Here is a 17129-nt window from a genome sequence, read left to right as displayed (position 1 = left end):
CTGAGCGACCCGCACGAGACCACCGGGCGGGCGTCACCTCAGACTTCTTCGACGGAGCTGGGCTCGCGGCGGGACAGGTCGATGCCAAGCTCCTCGGCCGCCCGGAAGACGTCTTCCTCGGCGTCCTTGAGCGAGATCGCGCTGCCGTCCTGCGACAGCACCTCGACGTTGAGGCAGAGCGACTGCATCTCCTTGACGAGCACCTTGAACGACTCGGGGATGCCGGAGTCGGGGATGTTCTCGCCCTTCACGATCGCCTCGTAGACCTTCACGCGGCCCGGCACGTCGTCGGACTTGATCGTCAGCAGCTCCTGGAGGGCGTAGGCGGCGCCGTAGGCCTCCATCGCCCAGACCTCCATCTCACCGAACCGCTGGCCACCGAACTGGGCCTTACCACCCAGGGGCTGCTGCGTGATCATCGAGTAGGGGCCGGTCGAGCGAGCGTGGATCTTGTCGTCGACGAGGTGGTGCAGCTTGAGGATGTACATGTAGCCGACAGCCACCGGCTCCGGGAACGGCTCACCCGAGCGACCGTCGAAGAGGTTGGCCTTGCCGTCCTCCTTGACCATCCGCTCACCGTCACGGTTGGGCAGCGTGGAGCCGAGCAGACCGGTGATCTCGTCCTCGCGGGCACCGTCGAACACCGGGGTGGCGACCTTGGTGTTGGGGTCGGCCTGGTCGGCGCCGATCGAGATGAGGCGCTTCTTCCAGTCCGACTCGCCCTTCTCGCCGGAGAGGTTGAGGTCCCAGCCCTGCTTGGCGAGCCAGCCGAGGTGCAGCTCGAGGATCTGGCCGATGTTCATACGACGCGGCACACCCAGCGGGTTGAGCACGACGTCGACCGGCGTGCCGTCCTCCATGAACGGCATGTCCTCGATCGGCAGGATCTTGGCGATGACGCCCTTGTTGCCGTGGCGTCCGGCGAGCTTGTCGCCGACCGAGATCTTGCGCTTCTGCGCGACGTAGACGCGCACCAGCTGGTTGACGCCCGGAGGCAGGTCGTCGCCGTCCTCGCGGTCGAAGACGCGCACGCCGATGACCGTGCCCGACTCACCGTGGGGCACCTTCATCGAGGTGTCGCGCACCTCGCGCGCCTTCTCACCGAAGATCGCGCGGAGCAGGCGCTCCTCGGGGGTGAGCTCGGTCTCGCCCTTGGGCGTGACCTTGCCGACCAGGATGTCACCGGTGGTGACCTCGGCGCCGATGCGGATGATGCCGCGCTCGTCGAGGTCGGCCAGGCCCTCCTCGGAGATGTTCGGGATGTCCCGCGTGATCTCCTCGGGGCCGAGCTTGGTGTCGCGGGCGTCGACCTCGTGCTCCTCGATGTGGATCGAGGTGAGGACGTCCTCCTGCACCAGGCGCTGGCTGAGGATGATCGCGTCCTCGTAGTTGTGGCCCTGCCACGGCATGAAGGCGACGAGCAGGTTGGTGCCCAGCGCCATCTCGGCGTCGTCGGTGCAGGGACCGTCGGCGATCGGCGTGCCGACCTCGAGGCGGTCACCGGCCTTCACCAGCGGGCGCTGGTTGATGCAGGTGCCCTGGTTGGAGCGACGGAACTTGGCCAGCTTGTAGGTCTGGTAGGTGCCGTCGTCGTTCATCGTCTCGATGGCGTCGGCGGACACCTCCTTGACCACACCGGCGTTGTCGGCCACGACCACGTCGCCGGCGTCGACGGCGGCGCGGTACTCCATGCCGGTGCCGACGAGCGGGCTGTCGCTGGTGATCAGCGGGACGGCCTGACGCTGCATGTTGGCGCCCATGAGCGCGCGGTTGGCGTCGTCGTGCTCGAGGAACGGGATCAGGGCCGTCGCGACCGACACCATCTGGCGCGGGGAGACGTCCATGTAGTCGACCTCGTCACGCAGGATCGCGTCGACCTCGCCGTTCTTCTGGCGGACCAGGACGCGCTCCTCGGTGAAGCGCATCTTGGCGTCGAGCGGCGCGTTGGCCTGCGCGATGACGTAGCGGTCCTCGTCGTCGGCGGTGAGGTAGTCGATCTGGTCGGTGACCACGCCACCCTCGACCTTGCGGTAGGGGGTCTCGACGAAGCCGAACGGGTTGATCCGGCCGTAGGAGGCCAGCGAGCCGATCAGACCGATGTTCGGGCCTTCAGGGGTCTCGATGGGGCACATGCGGCCGTAGTGCGACGGGTGGACGTCACGGACCTCCATGCCGGCGCGGTCACGGGACAGACCACCGGGACCGAGGGCCGACAGGCGACGCTTGTGCGTCAGGCCGGCGATCGGGTTGGTCTGGTCCATGAACTGCGAGAGCTGCGAGGTGCCGAAGAACTCCTTCAGCGCCGCGACCACGGGACGGATGTTGATCAGGGACTGCGGCGTGATGGCCTCGACGTCCTGGGTCGTCATCCGCTCGCGGACCACGCGCTCCATGCGGGCCAGGCCCGTGCGGAGCTGGTTCTGGATGAGCTCGCCCACCGTGCGCATGCGGCGGTTGCCGAAGTGGTCGATGTCGTCGGCCTGGACCTTGACGGGAGCACCGTCAGGACCCTCGACGACGTTGCCCTCGGCGTCGACCAGGTCGGGCGCGTCGGCCTGGACACCCGCGGCGTGCAGCTGCACGACGTAGCGGATGGCGGCCACGACGTCGTCGATGGTCAGCGTCTGCTGGTCGAACGCCTCGTGGAGGCCGAGCTTCTTGTTGATCTTGTAGCGGCCGACCTTCGCCAGGTCGTAGCGCTTCGGGTTGAAGTAGTAGTTGTTGAGGAGCGTCTGCGCGGCCTCGGCCGTCGGCGGCTCGCCGGGACGGAGCTTGCGGTAGATGTCGAGCAGCGCGAGGCGGGTGACCTCGTCGTTGACCTGCTCGGCGGTCGGGGCCTCGCCCCGCGCCTTCTTCTGCAGCTCCTCGTAGACGACCTCGTAGCGGACGCTGTCCTTCTCGAGGGTCAGCATCATCGACTCGTACTGACCGAACTCCTCGCGGATCTGGTCGGTGGTCCAGCCGAGCGCCTTGAGCAGGACGGTGACGTTCTGCTTGCGCTTGCGGTCCAGACGCACGCCCACCAGGTCGCGCTTGTCGATCTCGAACTCGAGCCAGGCGCCGCGGCTCGGGATGAGCTTGGCGGTGAAGATGTCCTTGTCGGACGTCTTGTCGGGGCTCGACTCGAAGTAGACACCGGGCGAGCGCACGAGCTGCGACACGACGACGCGCTCGGTGCCGTTGATGATGAAGGTGCCCTTCTTGGTCATCATGGGGAAGTCGCCCATGAAGACCGTCTGGCCCTTGATCTCGCCGGTCTCGTGGTTCATGAACTCGGCCGAGACGTAGAGCGGGCGGGAGTAGGTGAAGTCCTTCTCCTTGCACTCCTCCTCGGTGTACTTCTCGTCGAGGAAGACGGGGTTGTCGAAGGAGAGCATCATCGTCTCGGAAAAGTCCTCGATCGGGGAGATCTCCTCGAAGATCTCCTGCAGACCGGTCTTCTCGGAGACGTCCTCACCGGCAGCCCTGCGGGCGGCCACCTCCGCCTCCCAGCGCTCGCCGCCGACCAGCCAGTCGAAGCTGCTCGTCTGGAGCGAGATGAGGGGGGGAACCTCGAGAGGTTCGGTGATCTTTGCGAAAGAGGTGCGACGGTGGTTACCAGCGGAGCTGCGCGCGGCCAAGAGGTGTCCTCACAAATGAGCAAGTGATCGGCGCTTGCCGACCACCACGACGACCGTCCGGAAGGCGTCGGGCATCTGAGGGCAGGCGCAAGGAGACACGATAGCGCAACTCAGGACACGCCACAAACGCGGGGTCGATTTCCCAGAGGGTCAGCTCCACGCGTTGGCCATGACTATGAACGCCACATCGCCCCGGGTCAAGCAGAACGCGCCGATTGCTCCCCGTTCCGCCGGCCCTCCCCCGCCCGCGCACCTACCCCGGGGTGGGCGAGGTGATCAGGTCGTCGACCAGCCAGTCACCGTCCACGCGCTGCATCGAGACGGTGACCTGGTCCTTGTAGACCACCGGCTCGGCGTTGAGCTTGTTGGTCGTGGGGCGGTCCACGAAGACCAGCACCTGAACCCGGTCGTCGCTCGCCCGCACGACACCGGAGGCGACGACCGAGGCGCTGACCTTCGTCTGCGTCTGCGGGGCGTTGTCCTCCAGGACCGTGAAGAGCTTGTCGTACTCCTCGCGGTAGCCGCCGGTCATCAGCGCCTGGGCCTCCCGCTGGTCGGCCTCGAGCGACTCGTGGTCGTAGGACAGCACGGGTACGACGGCGCGCTCGGCGGCGACCTGGGCGGCGCGGGCGGCCGAGTCGTCGCCGGCGGACCCGCCGCGCGTCCACGTCCAGGCGGTCGCCACCACGAGCCCGGCCGCCAGCACGCCGAGCCCAGCGAGGAGCCAGGTCGGGACGCCGGCCGCCGTCACCGTCCCGGTGGACGAGGAACGGCGACGCCGTGGCACGAGACCCGGCTGCTCGTCGACCTCGCTCCCGTGACGGGCCTGGGGCCCCTCCTCGACCAGCGGGGTGGACCCCGGGATGCTCTCGTCGTACGCCTCACGTGCGGGCGGGTCGAGGAGCACCTTCGCGGCCCGGTTGAGCGCGTCGAAGCGGCGGTCGCCCGGCTCGAGGTCGGCGATCCGGTCCCTCCAGGCGGCGCGGACGTCCTCGGTCGGGGCGTCGCGCGGCACGTCGAGGACGTCGTACCAGGTGGGTGCGTCGCTCACGGGGCGCTCCCCTCGTTGGTCCCGTTGCCCACCCCGGGCTCGCCGGGCGCGCTCACGGGGGTGAAGTCGTCGACGAGCCACTCGCCCTCGATCACCACCAGGTCGACGGTGAAGCGGAACGGCAGCGGCTCCTGGTCGACGGTCCGCGCCTGCCCCGATCCTTGCTTGCCCTCACCCTGCGAGTAGCGGTCGGTGAACGCCCCGGCGACCAGCACCCGGGCGGAGTCGTCGTCGACGGACGAGACGGCGGTGGCGAAGACGTCGGCAGTGCGGGTGATGCCGCCCTGGGCGACGAGCTGCTCGACCGTGGCCACCTCCTTGTCGAAGTCGGCGGCGAACTTGGGCGTGATCACCTCCCGCACCTGGTCGCGGTAGTCGGGCATCTGCCCGGAGTCGTCGAGCATGTCGGGGCTGTAGGTGCCGAGCCGCTTCACGAACTGGTCGGTCAGGCTCATCACCTGCTCGCGCTCCTCGGCGTGGTCGAGACCGCCGTCTGCAGCCGCGCGCCCGCCGGCCGTCAGCCACACCAGCAGGGCGAGGCAGGCCACGACGACGAGCGTGAGCGCGACGGCAAGGACGCTCCGCCACCGCGGCGGCCGCTCGGGGTCGCGGGTGGCGGACCCGGTCCCGTCGGACCCGGTCTCGACGGACTCGCCCGGTCGGGCGAGGTCGGTCAGCACGGACATGTTCCCTCCCTGAGCTCCGACCCCTCCTCCAAGGGGTCTGGAGGGTCAACGACCGTCGGCCCCGGACGTCACGCCGTCCCCCAGCAGCGGCTCGAGGTAGAGCCACTTCCAGCTGTCCTCGCCGAGGGTGCGCGGCGCCGCCGCACGCGACCCCGTGAGCCGCTCGATCTCGGCAGGGTCGGACGTCACGGCGCCCGTCTCCGGGTCGTACGCGAAGTCCGCGGCACCCCACCCGGTGGCCGCCCTGGGCGCCTGGATGTTCTGCGCGCCGCGGGCGTTGGACTGCGAGGCGGGTTCGGTGCAGCCGGCGCCCTCGTCCATCGCGGCGTCGCTGCCGTCGAGGGGCGAGCGGCGGTCGGTGCCCTCGTAGCCGCCGAGGCACACGTGCGGGTCCTGGGTCAGCACCATGCCGAAGTGGGCGTCGTACAGGCCGGTGCCGGGCGACCGGGACACGACGGTGTAGCCGCCCTCGACGACGTACGGGTAGATCACCAGCAGCTGCTCGATCCCGTCGAGGTGCTTGACCACGACCTCGCCGGTGGTCACCAGGTTGTTGATGAGGTCGCCGAGCTCCACCTCGTTGTCCTCGAGGAAGACGCGCAGCTCGTTGGCGCCGAGCGAGCCGTCCTCGATCAGCCGGCGCAGGTCGCGGTCGTGGTCGGCCACCGTGGTGGAGAACACCGACAGGTCCCGCGCGAAGCGGCGGAAGGCGCGCTCGGAGTCGATCTGCCCGTTGAGGACGGTGTTGCTGTCGCGGACGAGGTCGACGGTGACGTCGAAGTTCTGCTCGGCGGCGGTGATGAGCTCGCTGCTGCTGTCGAGGATGGTCTGCAGGTCGTCGCCGGCGCCGTTGAACGCGAGGCCGAGCTCCGAGGTCACGGTGCGCAGGTCGTCCTGGTCGACGCTGCGGACCGTCTCGTCGAGGTGCGTCAGCAGGGTGTCGGTCTGGATCGGGGTCGACGTCAGCTCGCGCGCGATCTCCGAGCCGTCCTCCAGGTACGGGCCGTCGTCGCTCTGCGGCTGCAGCTCGACGTACTGCTCGCCGACGGCCGACCGGTTGCCCACCAGGGCGTGCGCGTCGGCCGGGATGTCGTCGTGCTCGTCGTCGATGTCGAGCACGATGTCGACACCGTCGTCGGTGAGGACGAGCTCCTCGACCTCGCCCACGCGCACCCCGCGGTAGGACACCTCCGCTCCCGCGAACGCGCCGCCCGAGTCGGCGAAGTGCGCCACCACGGCGTAGCTCTGGTCCATGACGAGGCGGTCGAGCCGCGCGTAGCGGGCGCCCACGAAGCTGACGCCGACCAGCGTGATGATGGCGAAGACGAGGAGCTGCAGCTTGGTCCGGCGGGTGATCATCGCGTCACCATGGCCGGGACCAGGAGGCTCACGAGCGCGGGGTCGTAGACCTCGGCGAGCTGGGCCATCGTCGGCCCTCGTCTCCTGTCGGGCGGGGCGCTCGTGGGGTACGCCCCGGGCCGGGGCAGGCCGGGAAGGGTGATCGTCGGGATCGACGGGACGGGGACGGTCGGCAGCGTGGGCGTCGGCAGGGGCACGGTCGGGGTGCCCGAGCCCCCGCAGAGGCCGGGGACGGGGAACTGCTGGCACACCACGCTGATGACCGACCCCGGCAGGCCGACGCACGCCGCCACGTCGCCGCGACGCAGACCCTCGAGGCACGTGTTGATGGCGTCGAGCGCGTCCTGGCACAGCGTGCTGGTGTCGGGCAGCGGGCCGTCCTGCGGCAGGGCGTTCAGCGGGATGCACGCCTCGGTCGGCAGCGTCGTCGGGATCGTCGTCGGGATGCTGGTCAGGTCGACGTCGAGGGTGATCGACAGGTTGGTGTAGTCGCCCATGTGCAGGTTGCGCGCCACCTGGGGGTCCCGGCCGACGACCTCGTCGACGAACGGGTAGGTGAGGAAGACGTTGAAGGCGTTGGTGAAGTCGTCACCGGACGCGGCGAGCTGGGTCAGCACCGGGTCGAGGCGCTGGAGCGAGGTGATGGTGGCGCCCTTGGAGCGGGTGATCACGTCCACCGCGACCGACGACAGCCGGTCGAGGGCCGCGAGCATCTCGACCAGGTCGTCGCGCTGGCGGTCGATGGAGTCGAGCGCGCTGGGCAGCTCGTCGAGCGCCTTGTCGATGGTCGGCAGCTGCTTCTCCGCCGCGAGCGCGAGGCGGTTCAGGGACTCGATGGCGTCGACGATGTCGGTCTTGTTCTCGTCGAGCTGGCCGGTGAAGGTGCGGAGGTTGCGCAGCACGGAGCGCGCGGAGTCCTCGCGGCCCTCGAGGGCCAGGTTGAGCTCCTGGGTGATGGTCTTGAGCTGCGCGACGCCGCCCCCGTTGAGCAGCAGGCTCAGGGCGCCCAGCACCTCCTCGACCTCGGGGTTGCGACCGGCCCGCTCGAGGGGGATGACCGCCCCGTCCTCCAACCGGGACGCGATCGCACCCTCGTCGGGGGCGCTGAGCTCGACGAACTTCTCGCCGAGCAGGCTGGTCTGACGCAGCTCGGCGACCGCGTTGCCGGGGAGGTCCACGTCGCGCTGGATCTCGAGCGTGACGAGGGCCTGGTAGCCCTCGAGGTCGATGGCGGACACCTTGCCGACGCTCACGTCATTGACCTTGACCGTCGACTGCGGCACCAGGTCGAGGACGTCGGCGAACTCCACCTTGACGGTCATCGGGTCCTTGCCCACGTCGGGTCCGCCCGGGAGCGGCAGCGAGTAGACGCTGGCCTCGCACGCGGACAGGAACAGCGTGACGAGCACGCCGAGGACCAGCACCTTGAGCCGGGTCACCGCTCCACCTCCGGGTCCGGCGCGACGAGGCCGCCGAGGGTCGGGTCGAAGACGTCCTGCGCGGGCAGCGGCGCTGCCCTGCGGTCGAGGGCACCGGCGCGGGGCCGGGCGAGCAGGTCGGTGATCCGGTCGCACACCTGCCCCGAGCGCTCGACCTGGCCGACGAAGCCGCACAGGAGCGCGGCCGGGTCGATCTCGAGCTGGTCGATGGACTGGCCGAAGTTGGCGCGCGTGTCGAGCGTGCCGGCCTGCGGGTTGTAGGTCAGCGCGAGGTTGTTGAGCGCTCCGGGGGCCACGTGGAGGATCTCGTCGAGGGCCGCGCGCTGGCGCACCAGCACCTTGGCGACCCGGTTGATGCCGGTGATGTTGCGGCTCAGTGACCCCTTGTTCTCCTCCACGAACTCCTTGACGGAGGTGAGCGCCACCGAGAGGTTCCTCGTCGCCGCGACCAGCTCCTGGCGCTCCCCCGCCAGCATGGTGGAGACGTCGGCGAGGGACTGGTTGAACTGGCGCACGGTCTGGTCGTTGGCAGCGAGGGTCTCCATGAAGCCGCCGAGGGCCTCGACCGACCCGAAGAGCTCGTCGGAGCTGCCGGCAAGCGTGGAGCTGAGGCGGGAGTAGTCCTTGATCGTCTGCCGGAAGGTCGTGCCCTGTCCGCCGAAGTTGTCCGCCGTGACGGACAACAGGTCCGAGAGGGCGCCTGACTTGTTGGCGCCGCGGGGCCCGAGGGCGACGTTGAGGCGGTCGAGGCTCTCGTAGATCTGGTCGAGCTCGAGCGGCTGAGCCGTCTCCTCGACGGTGAGCTCGGCGCCGTCGGCGAGGACCTTGCCGGTGCCCGGGTAGGCGGGCGTGAGCTGCACGTAGCGGTCGCCCACCACCGACGGCGCGATGATCACCGCCCGGGCGTCGGCGGGCAGCCTCACCTCGTCCTCGTACGTCATCGTCACGGTCACGTCCGTGCCGGTCGGCTCGACGCGCGTCACCGTCCCGACGGCCACGCCGAGCACGCGCACGTCGCTGCCCTCGTAGACGGAGATGGCGCGAGGGAAGTGGGCGACGAGCGTCTTGGACGTGTCGCCGCCGAGGAAGCTGACGGCCGCCGCGACGACGAAGCCCAGCACGACGAGCGGCACGAGGAAGCGCTTCACGAGGTCCATGGGTCAGCCCACCTGCGGGACGGGCGGGAAGTTGGAGATCCAGGTGTCGAACCACGGACCGGTGCCGAGCGTGTTGGCGAAGACTCGGTAGAACGGCGCCATCAGCCGCAGGCTGCTGTCGAGGTTGTCCTCGTTCTTGTTGAGGACCGCGACGACGTTCTCGAGGTGGGCGAGCGCCGGCTTCAGGTCCTCGCGCGACTGGTCGATGAGCCGGGTGAGCTCCTGGGAGAGCGTCGTGCTGGACACCAGCAGGTCGTGCACGGCCTCGCGACGGGCCACGAGGGCGCGGAACAGCACGTCGCTGTCCTCCATCAGCTTGACGATGTCCTGGTCGCGCTCGTCGAGGACGGTCGAGACGCGCTCGAGGTTGACCAGCAGGGTGTTGAGCTGCTCGTCCTTGGCGGCGATGTTGGACGAGAGCCGGCTCAGGCCGTCGAGCGCGCCCCGGAACTCCTCCGGGGTGTTGCGGGTGAGGTCGGCCAGCGTGGTGAGCGACTCCGCGAGCTGGTCGGTGTCGATCTGCTCGGAGGTCGAGGCGAGGCCCTCGAAGGCCTCGACCACGTCGAACGGCGAGGAGGTGCGCGCCGCGGGGATGGTGGCCCCCTCGTGGAGCCGGCCGCCGCCCGCGGGCTCGAGCGCCAGGAACATCGACCCGAGGATCGTCTTCACCTTGATCGCGGCGCGGGTGTCGCTGCCGAAGTCGGCGGCGTCGTCGACCTTGAAGCTGACCCGCACCTCGTCGCCCGCGAGCTCGATCTCGTCGACCTTGCCCACGCGTACGCCGGCGATGCGGACCTCGTCGTTGACCTTGAGCCCGCCCGCCTCGGTGAACATCGCGTGGTAGGTGTCGCCGCCGCCGATGATCGGCAGGTCGTCGGCACGCAGCGCGGCGACCAACGTCACGGCGAGGACGACGAGGCTGATGGCCCCGACGACGACGGGGTTGCGCTCCCTGAACGGTCTCATCCGAGATCACACCTGTCGGAGCCGGTGTTGTACTTCACCGGGATCGAGACGTCGCGGGGCAGGTTGACGCGCCCCTGGAACTCGCAGAGGTAGAAGTTGAAGAACGAGCCGTAGATCGCGGTGCGTCCGATCTTGTTGAGCTTGATCGGCAGCACCTGGATGGCACGGTCGAGCTCGGCCTTGTTCTTGTCGATGTTGCCGGCCACCGCGCGCAGCTCCTTGATGTCCTTCACGAAGGGCTCGCGGATGCCGTCGATGAGGGAGGCGGTCTCGACCGACAGCGTGGAGACCTCCTCCAGCGAGCCGAGGATCGCGTTGCGGTCCTTCTTCAGCCCGCCGACGAGCGTGCGGAACGACTGGATCAGCCGGGTGAGCTGCTTGTCGCGGTCGGCGACGTGGTCGAGCACCAGCGACAGGTTGTCGATGAGGTCGCCGATGACCTGGTCGCGGTCGGCGAGCGTCGACGTGACCGACGCCGTGTGCGCGAGCATGCCCTCCAGCGTCCCGCCCTCGCCCTGGAACACCTGGACCAGCTCGTAGGACAGCTGGTTGACGTCGTCGGGCGAGAGCGCCTCGAAGAGCGGCTTGAAACCGTTGAAGAGCACGGTGAGGTCCAGCGCGGGCGTGGTCCGCGACACCGGGATCGTCGAGCCGGCCGGCAGCCGCCGGGTGTCGCCCACCTCCTGCGTGAGCGAGACGTAGCGCTGCCCGACGAGGTTGCGGTAGCGGATGGCTGCGTTGGTGCCGCCGTTGACCGAGGTGTCGCGGTCGACCGAGAAGGTGATCAGCGCGCGGGTGCGATCCACGATCTCCACCTCGCTGACCGTGCCGACCCGGACTCCGGCGACGCGGATGTCGTCGCCCTTGTTGACGCCGGTGGCGTCGGTGAACACCGCCTTGTACTCCCGCGACGAGCCGAAGTCGAGGTTGCCGATGGTGACCACCAGGACCGCGGTCGCGAGAGAGGTGACGACGACGAAGACGAGCAGCTTGACCAGGTCGATCGAGGTCCTGGCGTCGAGGATCCGGCTCATCGCAGCGACACCTCCGCCCCGCGCGCCATCGGACCGACCAGGAGGACGCCGAGGTCGGGTACGTCGTCGGTGCTGACGCCCAGACCGGGGGCGAGCAGCGACTTGAGCAGCGCCGACTCGTCGCGCCCACCCACGAAGCCGGCGGCGGTGCCGGACCAGCCGGGGCCGACGCGGCTGGTGCCCTTGCCGGTGGGCTCGTCGACACCGTCGACGAAGTCGGGCTGGGAGGTCAGCGGGTTGCTCTGGGACCACGGCGGGGAGGGAAGCGTGCCGCAGTGGTAGCCGCGCTTGTCGCCGTAGACCGGGGCGTCCTGCGGGCCGTAGCCGCGCGGCTGGTTGGGCAGCGTCTCCAGCACGATGTGCAGGGTGAAGCCGCGGAACGCCTCGGCCTGGAGCCTGCCCGCGCCGACGATGCCGCCGAGCAGGCAGGGGTAGCCGGGGGCGTAGCGCGCGAACACCTCGAGCTGGGCCGCGCCGAGGTCGGCGAGCCGGACCAGGTTGTCGCCGTTGGCGCGGGTGAAGCGCTCGGTGACGGTGGCCAGCTTCGACACGTCGTTGAACAGTGCCTTGAGCCGGTCCTCGCGGTCCTCGAGCGTGGTCGTGGTCGTGATCGTGTTGCGGAGGATCGTGGCGACCTCCGGCAGCACGTCGGCGTACGTGTCGGAGACCCGCGCCGTGAGCCGCAGGTCCTCGATGAGGGCGGGCAGCTCGGGGTTGAAGCGGGTCAGGTAGTCGTCGAGCGTCTCGAGCGTCTCGCCGAGCTGCTCGCCCCGCCCCTCGAGGGCGGTCGCGACCGCGTTGAGCGTGGTGTTGAGGTCGGCCGGCTGCACCGCGCGCAGCAGGGGGTAGAGGTCGCTGAGCACCTGCTCGACCTCGATGGAGAGGTCGGTGCGCTGGATGACGTCACCGTCGGCGATCGGCTCGGCGGACGACCCGCCGTCAGGGACGACCAGGGAGACGAACTTCTCTCCGAAGAGCGTCTTGGGCAGGATCGAGGCGGTGACGTCGCGGGGGACGTCGGTGGTGCGGTCCTGGTAGAGGCCGAGCGTGATGTCGGCACCCTCGGCAGTGGGCTCGTAGTCGAGCACCTCGCCCACGATCACGCCCTTGATCTTGACGTCGGCGCGCTGCGGCAGCTGGAGCCCGATCCTCGACGCCTTGACCGTCACCTCGTCGTAGTCGGTGAACGTGTTGGTGAACACGCCGTACGTCGCCCACACCGCGCCAAGCATGAGCACCAGGAACAGGACGCCCAAGGACTTCGTCTTCAACGCCCGCTCACCCCGCCAGCCGCACGGTGGTCGAGGCGCCCCAGATGGCCATGGACAGCAGCAGGTCGAGCACGTTGATGGCGACGATGCTGGTCCGGACGGCGCGCCCCACCGCGACGCCCACGCCGGCGGGCCCGCCGGAGGCGGTGTAGCCGTGGTAGCAGTGGATGAGGATGACGGTGACCGCGAAGACCAGCACCTTGCCGAAGGACCACAGCACGTCGCCGGGCGGCAGGAACGCGTTGAAATAGTGGTCGTAGGTGCCCGCGGACTGGCCGTAGAACTGGGTCACCACCAGCCGGCTCGCGAAGTAGGACGACAGCAGGCCCACGACGTAGAGCGGGATGATCGCGATCAGCCCGCCCACGACGCGGGTAGCGACGAGGAACGGCATCGACGGGATCGCCATCACCTCGAGGGCGTCGACCTCCTCCGAGATCCGCATGGCGCCCAGCTGGGCGGTGAAGCCGCAACCGACCGTCGCGGCGAGTGCGATCCCGGCGACGAGCGGGGCGATCTCCCGGGTGTTGAAGTAGGCGGAGACGAAGCCCGAGAAGGCAGCGGTGCCGAGCTGGTTGAGCGCCGCGTAGCCCGACAGCCCGACCTGCGCGCCGGTGAAGAAGGTCATGCCGATGATGACGCCGACGGTGCCGCCGATGACGGCGAGCGCACCCGAGCCGAGGGTGACCTCGGCGAGGATCCGCATGATCTCGCGCGGGTAGCGGGTGATTGATCGCGGCACGGCCTTCAGCACCGCGAGGTGGAAGGCCAGCTGGCCGCCCAGGTCGTCGAGGGAGGCGAGGGGCTTGGTGTGGACGTCTCGTCGGGCCATCGCTCATCCGCCCTTCGGGGGCACGACCTGCAGGTAGATCATGCTGAGGACGAAGTTCGCCACGAAGAGCAGCAGGAACGTGATCACCACGGACTCGTTGACGGCGTCGCCGACGCCCTTCGGTCCGCCCTTGGCGTTCATCCCCTTGTAGGACGCCACGACCGCAGCGATCAGGCCGAAGACGAGCGCCTTGATCAGCCCGATCCAGAGGTCCGGCAGCTGGGCGAGCGCGGTGAAGCTGGCGAGGTACGCGCCGGGGGTGCCGTCCTGGAGGATGACGTTGAAGACGTAGCCGCCGCTCACCCCGACGACGCTCACCATGCCGTTGAGGAAGAACGCCACAAGCATGCACGCGAGCACGCGAGGCACGACCAGGCGCTGGATCGGGTCGATGCCCAGCACCATCATCGCGTCGAGCTCCTCGCGGATCTTGCGGGCGCCGAGGTCGGCCGCGATCGCCGAGCCGCCGGCCCCGGCGATCAGCAGCGCGGTGCCGATCGGGGCCGCCTGCTGGATGACCGCGAGCACCGACGCCGAGCCGGTGAACGACTGCGCGCCGAACTGCTTGATCAGGCCACCGACCTGGAGCGCGATGACCGCGCCGAAGGGGATCGCGACGAGGGCGGTCGGGACGATGGTGACCGAGGCGATGAACCACGCCTGCTGGATGAACTCGCGCAGCTGGAAGGGGCGCCGGAAGAGCCCGCGACCGACGTCGAGGGCGAAGGCGAACAGGTTGCCCGCCGCACCGATCGGTGCGAGGGCGCGCGAGGACGTCGACGTGGACATGACGGCCTCAGGCCCCCGGCGCCAGGCCGGCGTTGCTGGACTCGAAGGATCCCGGAGGCGGGGTCACGCCGTTCTCGCGGCACCACTCCCCTGCCGGGCGCTGGCTGCGGCGCGGGATGCCGTTGGACGGGTCGAGCTGGAGCGGGATCGGCGGCAGGGGCGGCAGCTCCTGCCCGGCCTCGGCGGCGAGCTCGTCGGCGTCCTTCTCCTCCGACATGCCGATCGGACCCACCCGCTGGGCGTTGAGGAACTGGCGCACGACCGGCTCCTCGGAGCTGAGCAGCTGCTCGCGCGGGCCGAACATCGCCAGGTGCCGGTGGTAGAGCAGGCCGATGTTGTCGGGCACGGTGCGCGCGGTGTTGATGTCATGGGTGACGATCAGGAAGGTGGCGTCGATCTGCGCGTTGAGGTCGACGATGAGCTGGTTGAGGAAGGCCGTGCGCACCGGGTCGAGGCCGGAGTCCGGCTCGTCGAACAGCACGATCTCCGGGTCGAGGACGAGGGCGCGGGCCAGCCCGGCACGCTTGCGCATGCCGCCGGAGATCTCGCCGGGCAGCTTGTCCTCGGCGCCGAGGAGGCCGACGAGGTCCATCTTCTCCATGACGATGTCGCGCACCTCCGACTCCGACTTCCGCGTGTGCTCGCGCAGCGGGAAGGCGACGTTGTCGTAGAGGTTCATCGAGCCGAACATCGCGCCGTCCTGGAACAGCACGCCGAAGAGCTTGCGGATCTCGTAGAGGTCGCGCTCGGAGCAGCTCGCGATGTCGGTGCCCTCGATGATGATCGAGCCCTTGTCGGGCTTGAGCAGGCCGATCAGCGTCTTGAGGAAGACCGACTTGCCGGTGCCCGAGGGGCCGAGCATGACGCAGATCTCCCCCGCCGGCACGGTGAGCGTGACGTCGCCCCAGATCAGCTGCTTGCCGAAGGACTTGGTGAGGTCGTTGACCTGGATCTCGACACCCATGTGCATCCTCCCTGCCGGCTGGCTCCTGGCTCGAGCGCGGCTCCCGTCCCGCGCTGCTTACGGCGTGCACAACGCGGCAGGGCGCGGGAGGTTACGGCGGTGGATGTTCCCCACAGCGCCGCGAGGAGGGCAGTGCCTGTGGCGACAGCCGTGGGCCGTTGGGCGGGGCGGTCGCGCAACCCGGCTGTCAGCCCTCGGACACCTCGAGCACGAGCTTGCCTCGGCTCTCGCCGGCGACGAGTCGAGCGAATGCTGCGGACGCATCGCGGAGTCGGTACGTGTGGTCGATCCGCGGCGTGACGTCGCCCTGGGCGACGAGGGCGGTCACCGCCTCGAGCTCGGCTCGCGACTGAGGGACGACCAGCACGCCGACTCTCTTCCCGGTCGCGCTTCCCACCAGCGGGCCGGCGACCGCGGTGACCATCAGGATCCTGGCCAGGCCGCCCACCATCGCGTACCTCCCGCCGCGCCGCAGAGCGCGGTGCACGCGGAACGGCGAGCGATCGGCCACGAGGTCCACGATCAGGTCGAAGCTGTCGCGCTCGTCGGCCCAGTCCTCAGTGGCGAAGTCGATCGTGCGGTCGGCCCCGATCTCGTGCAGGAAGTCGCGCTTGTCGGCACTGTCGACCGCCGTCACCTCGGCCCCGGCATGCTTGGCCAAGGCGACGACGAACACACCGCCGGCGCCGCCCGCGCCGTTGACCAGGACCCGATCTCCCGGGCGGACGTCGGCGGTCGCCCTGCGCGCGATACCGCCCGCCTGCGGGATCGTCGAGGCCTCCGCGAACGACAGCCCGCCGGGCTTGCGGGCCAACAGCGTGGGTCGCGTGCAGACGAAGTCGGCAAGCCCGCCGCGGTATCCGGCCAGCTCGCCGAACAGCTCGTCTCCCACGGCGTACTCCGTGACCGCACTGCCGACCGCGGCGACGACGCCCGCGACGTCGGATCCCGGCACCGGGTGCCGCGGACGGCGCAGCCCGTTGGACCACCGCGCGTACGCCGGACTTCCCATCAAGTTCTCACGGTCCGAGCCGTTCAAGGAGACCGCACGCACCCGCAGCAGAACCTCGTCGTCGGCGGGGACGGGCTCCGGGATCTCGCCCAACCGGAGGACGTCCGGATGGCCGTACCGGTCCTGGATGACAGCTCGCAACGGCACCCCTATCGGCGACCGACGCCGCTCGCACGCACCGATGCTACGGGACTGGGGCGGCCGCTCCCCGTAGCCTCGGAATGGCGCGGGACCGGCTTCGCGCCTCGGCGTGGTTGTGGACGACGCGCGCGGATGCGGTGGGACACGTTCAGGTCTGGTCCACCTCGTCGTATCCGCCGACGGAAGCGTACGGTCAAGAGCGGCTCCCGGTCCGTGCGACCGTCGTCAAGGACTTGGCTCTCGACGGCTCGGAGGAGACACCCTCTCGGGTGTTCATCTTCGCCCGCCATCCACAGAGAGAGCACGCCATGGCCAAGTACATGATCAGAGCTTCCTACTCGCCCGACGGCATCAAGGGCGTCATGGCGAAGGGTGGCTCCGCTCGAGCGGAGGCCATCGAGAAGCTGGCCGCCGGCGTGGGCGGCACCGTCGAGAGCGTCTACTTCTCGTTCGGCTCCGATGACCTGTTCGCCGTCGTCGATGCGCCGAGCCATGAGGCGATGGCAGCCATCGCGGGCACGGTCGCGCAGACCGGTGCAGTGAGCAGGTACGAGACGGTCATCCTGTTGACGCCGGCGCAGATCGACGAGGCAGCGAACATGACGATCGACTACGCGCCGCCGGGGAGCTGACTTCCGGGCGGGGTGCGCGAGCGAGTTCACGACACCGCCGCAACGCTACGACTGACCTGGCTGTCTCGAGCCGAGGCCAGAGAGCGTCCCCCTCTGGTGGGGCCTACGTGCGTTGTTAACCTGCGCCGGTGGCGGCGGCGGGAGACGAAGGAGCGCGGGAAGCGTTTCGTCGTGGC

General features: G+C 69.6%; 14 protein-coding genes. 1 reads left to right on the top strand and 13 read right to left on the bottom strand.

All coding sequences use genetic code 11. The features are described from left to right. Positions 1–38: 38 nt before the first annotated feature. The 13 genes from ACFQW6_RS20790 to ACFQW6_RS20730 form a co-directional block, all read right to left on the bottom strand. A complete protein-coding gene (locus ACFQW6_RS20790) occupies positions 39–3620 on the bottom strand; it encodes a DNA-directed RNA polymerase subunit beta (RefSeq protein ID WP_378550106.1) in 3582 nt (1193 codons plus the stop codon). Between the two features lie 253 nt (positions 3621–3873). Further along, positions 3874–4671: a J domain-containing protein gene (locus tag ACFQW6_RS20785; RefSeq protein WP_378550103.1), complete on the bottom strand. Its 798-nt coding sequence runs from the start codon at positions 4669–4671 to the stop codon at positions 3874–3876. Beyond that, entirely contained in the window at positions 4668–5357 is a 690-nt protein-coding gene (locus tag ACFQW6_RS20780) for a hypothetical protein (RefSeq protein WP_378550101.1), read from the bottom strand. The genes ACFQW6_RS20785 and ACFQW6_RS20780 overlap by 4 nt, the downstream gene beginning before the upstream one ends. 45 nt (positions 5358–5402) lie before the next feature. Then, complete coding sequence (locus ACFQW6_RS20775) at positions 5403–6716, bottom strand: MCE family protein (protein ID WP_378550098.1); 1314 nt, start codon at positions 6714–6716, stop codon at positions 5403–5405. Beyond that, positions 6713–8155, bottom strand: coding sequence for an MCE family protein (locus tag ACFQW6_RS20770; protein WP_378550095.1), 1443 nt, complete (start codon positions 8153–8155; stop codon positions 6713–6715). Before ACFQW6_RS20770 ends, ACFQW6_RS20775 begins: the two co-directional genes overlap by 4 nt. Further along, entirely contained in the window at positions 8152–9312 is a 1161-nt protein-coding gene (locus tag ACFQW6_RS20765) for an MCE family protein (protein WP_378550092.1), read from the bottom strand. The genes ACFQW6_RS20770 and ACFQW6_RS20765 overlap by 4 nt, the downstream gene beginning before the upstream one ends. Before the next feature lie 3 nt (positions 9313–9315). After that, positions 9316–10278: an MCE family protein gene (locus ACFQW6_RS20760; RefSeq protein ID WP_378550089.1), complete on the bottom strand. Its 963-nt coding sequence runs from the start codon at positions 10276–10278 to the stop codon at positions 9316–9318. Continuing rightward, positions 10275–11312 carry an MCE family protein gene (locus tag ACFQW6_RS20755; RefSeq protein ID WP_378550087.1) on the bottom strand — a complete coding sequence of 346 codons (1038 nt, stop codon included), beginning with the start codon at positions 11310–11312 and terminating at the stop codon, positions 10275–10277. The genes ACFQW6_RS20760 and ACFQW6_RS20755 overlap by 4 nt, the downstream gene beginning before the upstream one ends. Next, complete coding sequence (locus tag ACFQW6_RS20750) at positions 11309–12568, bottom strand: MCE family protein (protein ID WP_378550084.1); 1260 nt, start codon at positions 12566–12568, stop codon at positions 11309–11311. The genes ACFQW6_RS20755 and ACFQW6_RS20750 overlap by 4 nt, the downstream gene beginning before the upstream one ends. Before the next feature lie 22 nt (positions 12569–12590). Then, complete coding sequence (locus tag ACFQW6_RS20745; RefSeq protein ID WP_378550081.1) at positions 12591–13415, bottom strand: MlaE family ABC transporter permease; 825 nt, start codon at positions 13413–13415, stop codon at positions 12591–12593. A 3-nt stretch (positions 13416–13418) separates the two neighbouring features. Beyond that, on the bottom strand, positions 13419–14204 hold the full coding sequence (locus tag ACFQW6_RS20740) for an MlaE family ABC transporter permease (RefSeq protein WP_378550078.1): 786 nt from the start codon (positions 14202–14204) through the stop codon (positions 13419–13421). Positions 14205–14211: 7 nt separating this feature from the next. Further along, positions 14212–15168, bottom strand: a complete 957-nt coding sequence (locus tag ACFQW6_RS20735) for an ABC transporter ATP-binding protein (RefSeq protein WP_378550075.1) — start codon at positions 15166–15168, stop codon at positions 14212–14214. 187 nt (positions 15169–15355) lie between these two features. Next, a complete protein-coding gene (locus ACFQW6_RS20730; RefSeq protein ID WP_378550072.1) occupies positions 15356–16321 on the bottom strand; it encodes an NAD(P)-dependent alcohol dehydrogenase in 966 nt (321 codons plus the stop codon). Between the two features lie 80 nt (positions 16322–16401). Here ACFQW6_RS20730 and ACFQW6_RS20725 point away from each other — a divergent pair, with 80 nt between their 5' ends. Further along, the gene (locus ACFQW6_RS20725) at positions 16402–16953 is read left to right on the top strand and encodes a GYD domain-containing protein (protein WP_378550069.1); all 552 of its coding nucleotides are present in this window, start codon (positions 16402–16404) and stop codon (positions 16951–16953) included. Positions 16954–17129: the final 176 nt, after the last annotated feature.

This window comes from Nocardioides sp. GCM10028917, assembly GCF_042666175.1.
In the GTDB taxonomy this organism is placed as follows: Bacteria; Actinomycetota; Actinomycetes; order Propionibacteriales; family Nocardioidaceae; genus Nocardioides.
Note: the sequence above shows the minus strand (reverse complement) of the source record. Positions and strands in the feature narration are given on the sequence as shown.

Excerpts from the sequence above, each read along its gene's own strand:
- ACFQW6_RS20765 (WP_378550092.1), bottom strand. The coding sequence starts at position 9,312 with ATGGACCTCGTGAAGCGCTTCCTCGTGCCGCTCGTCGTGCTGGGCTTC.
- ACFQW6_RS20725 (WP_378550069.1), top strand. The coding sequence starts at position 16,402 with ATGGCGCGGGACCGGCTTCGCGCCTCGGCGTGGTTGTGGACGACGCGC.
- ACFQW6_RS20755 (WP_378550087.1), bottom strand. The coding sequence starts at position 11,312 with ATGAGCCGGATCCTCGACGCCAGGACCTCGATCGACCTGGTCAAGCTG.
- ACFQW6_RS20740 (WP_378550078.1), bottom strand. The coding sequence starts at position 14,204 with ATGTCCACGTCGACGTCCTCGCGCGCCCTCGCACCGATCGGTGCGGCG.
- ACFQW6_RS20760 (WP_378550089.1), bottom strand. The coding sequence starts at position 10,278 with ATGAGACCGTTCAGGGAGCGCAACCCCGTCGTCGTCGGGGCCATCAGC.
- ACFQW6_RS20780 (WP_378550101.1), bottom strand. The coding sequence starts at position 5,357 with ATGTCCGTGCTGACCGACCTCGCCCGACCGGGCGAGTCCGTCGAGACC.
- ACFQW6_RS20735 (WP_378550075.1), bottom strand. The coding sequence starts at position 15,168 with ATGGGTGTCGAGATCCAGGTCAACGACCTCACCAAGTCCTTCGGCAAG.
- ACFQW6_RS20775 (WP_378550098.1), bottom strand. The coding sequence starts at position 6,716 with ATGATCACCCGCCGGACCAAGCTGCAGCTCCTCGTCTTCGCCATCATC.
- ACFQW6_RS20745 (WP_378550081.1), bottom strand. The coding sequence starts at position 13,415 with ATGGCCCGACGAGACGTCCACACCAAGCCCCTCGCCTCCCTCGACGAC.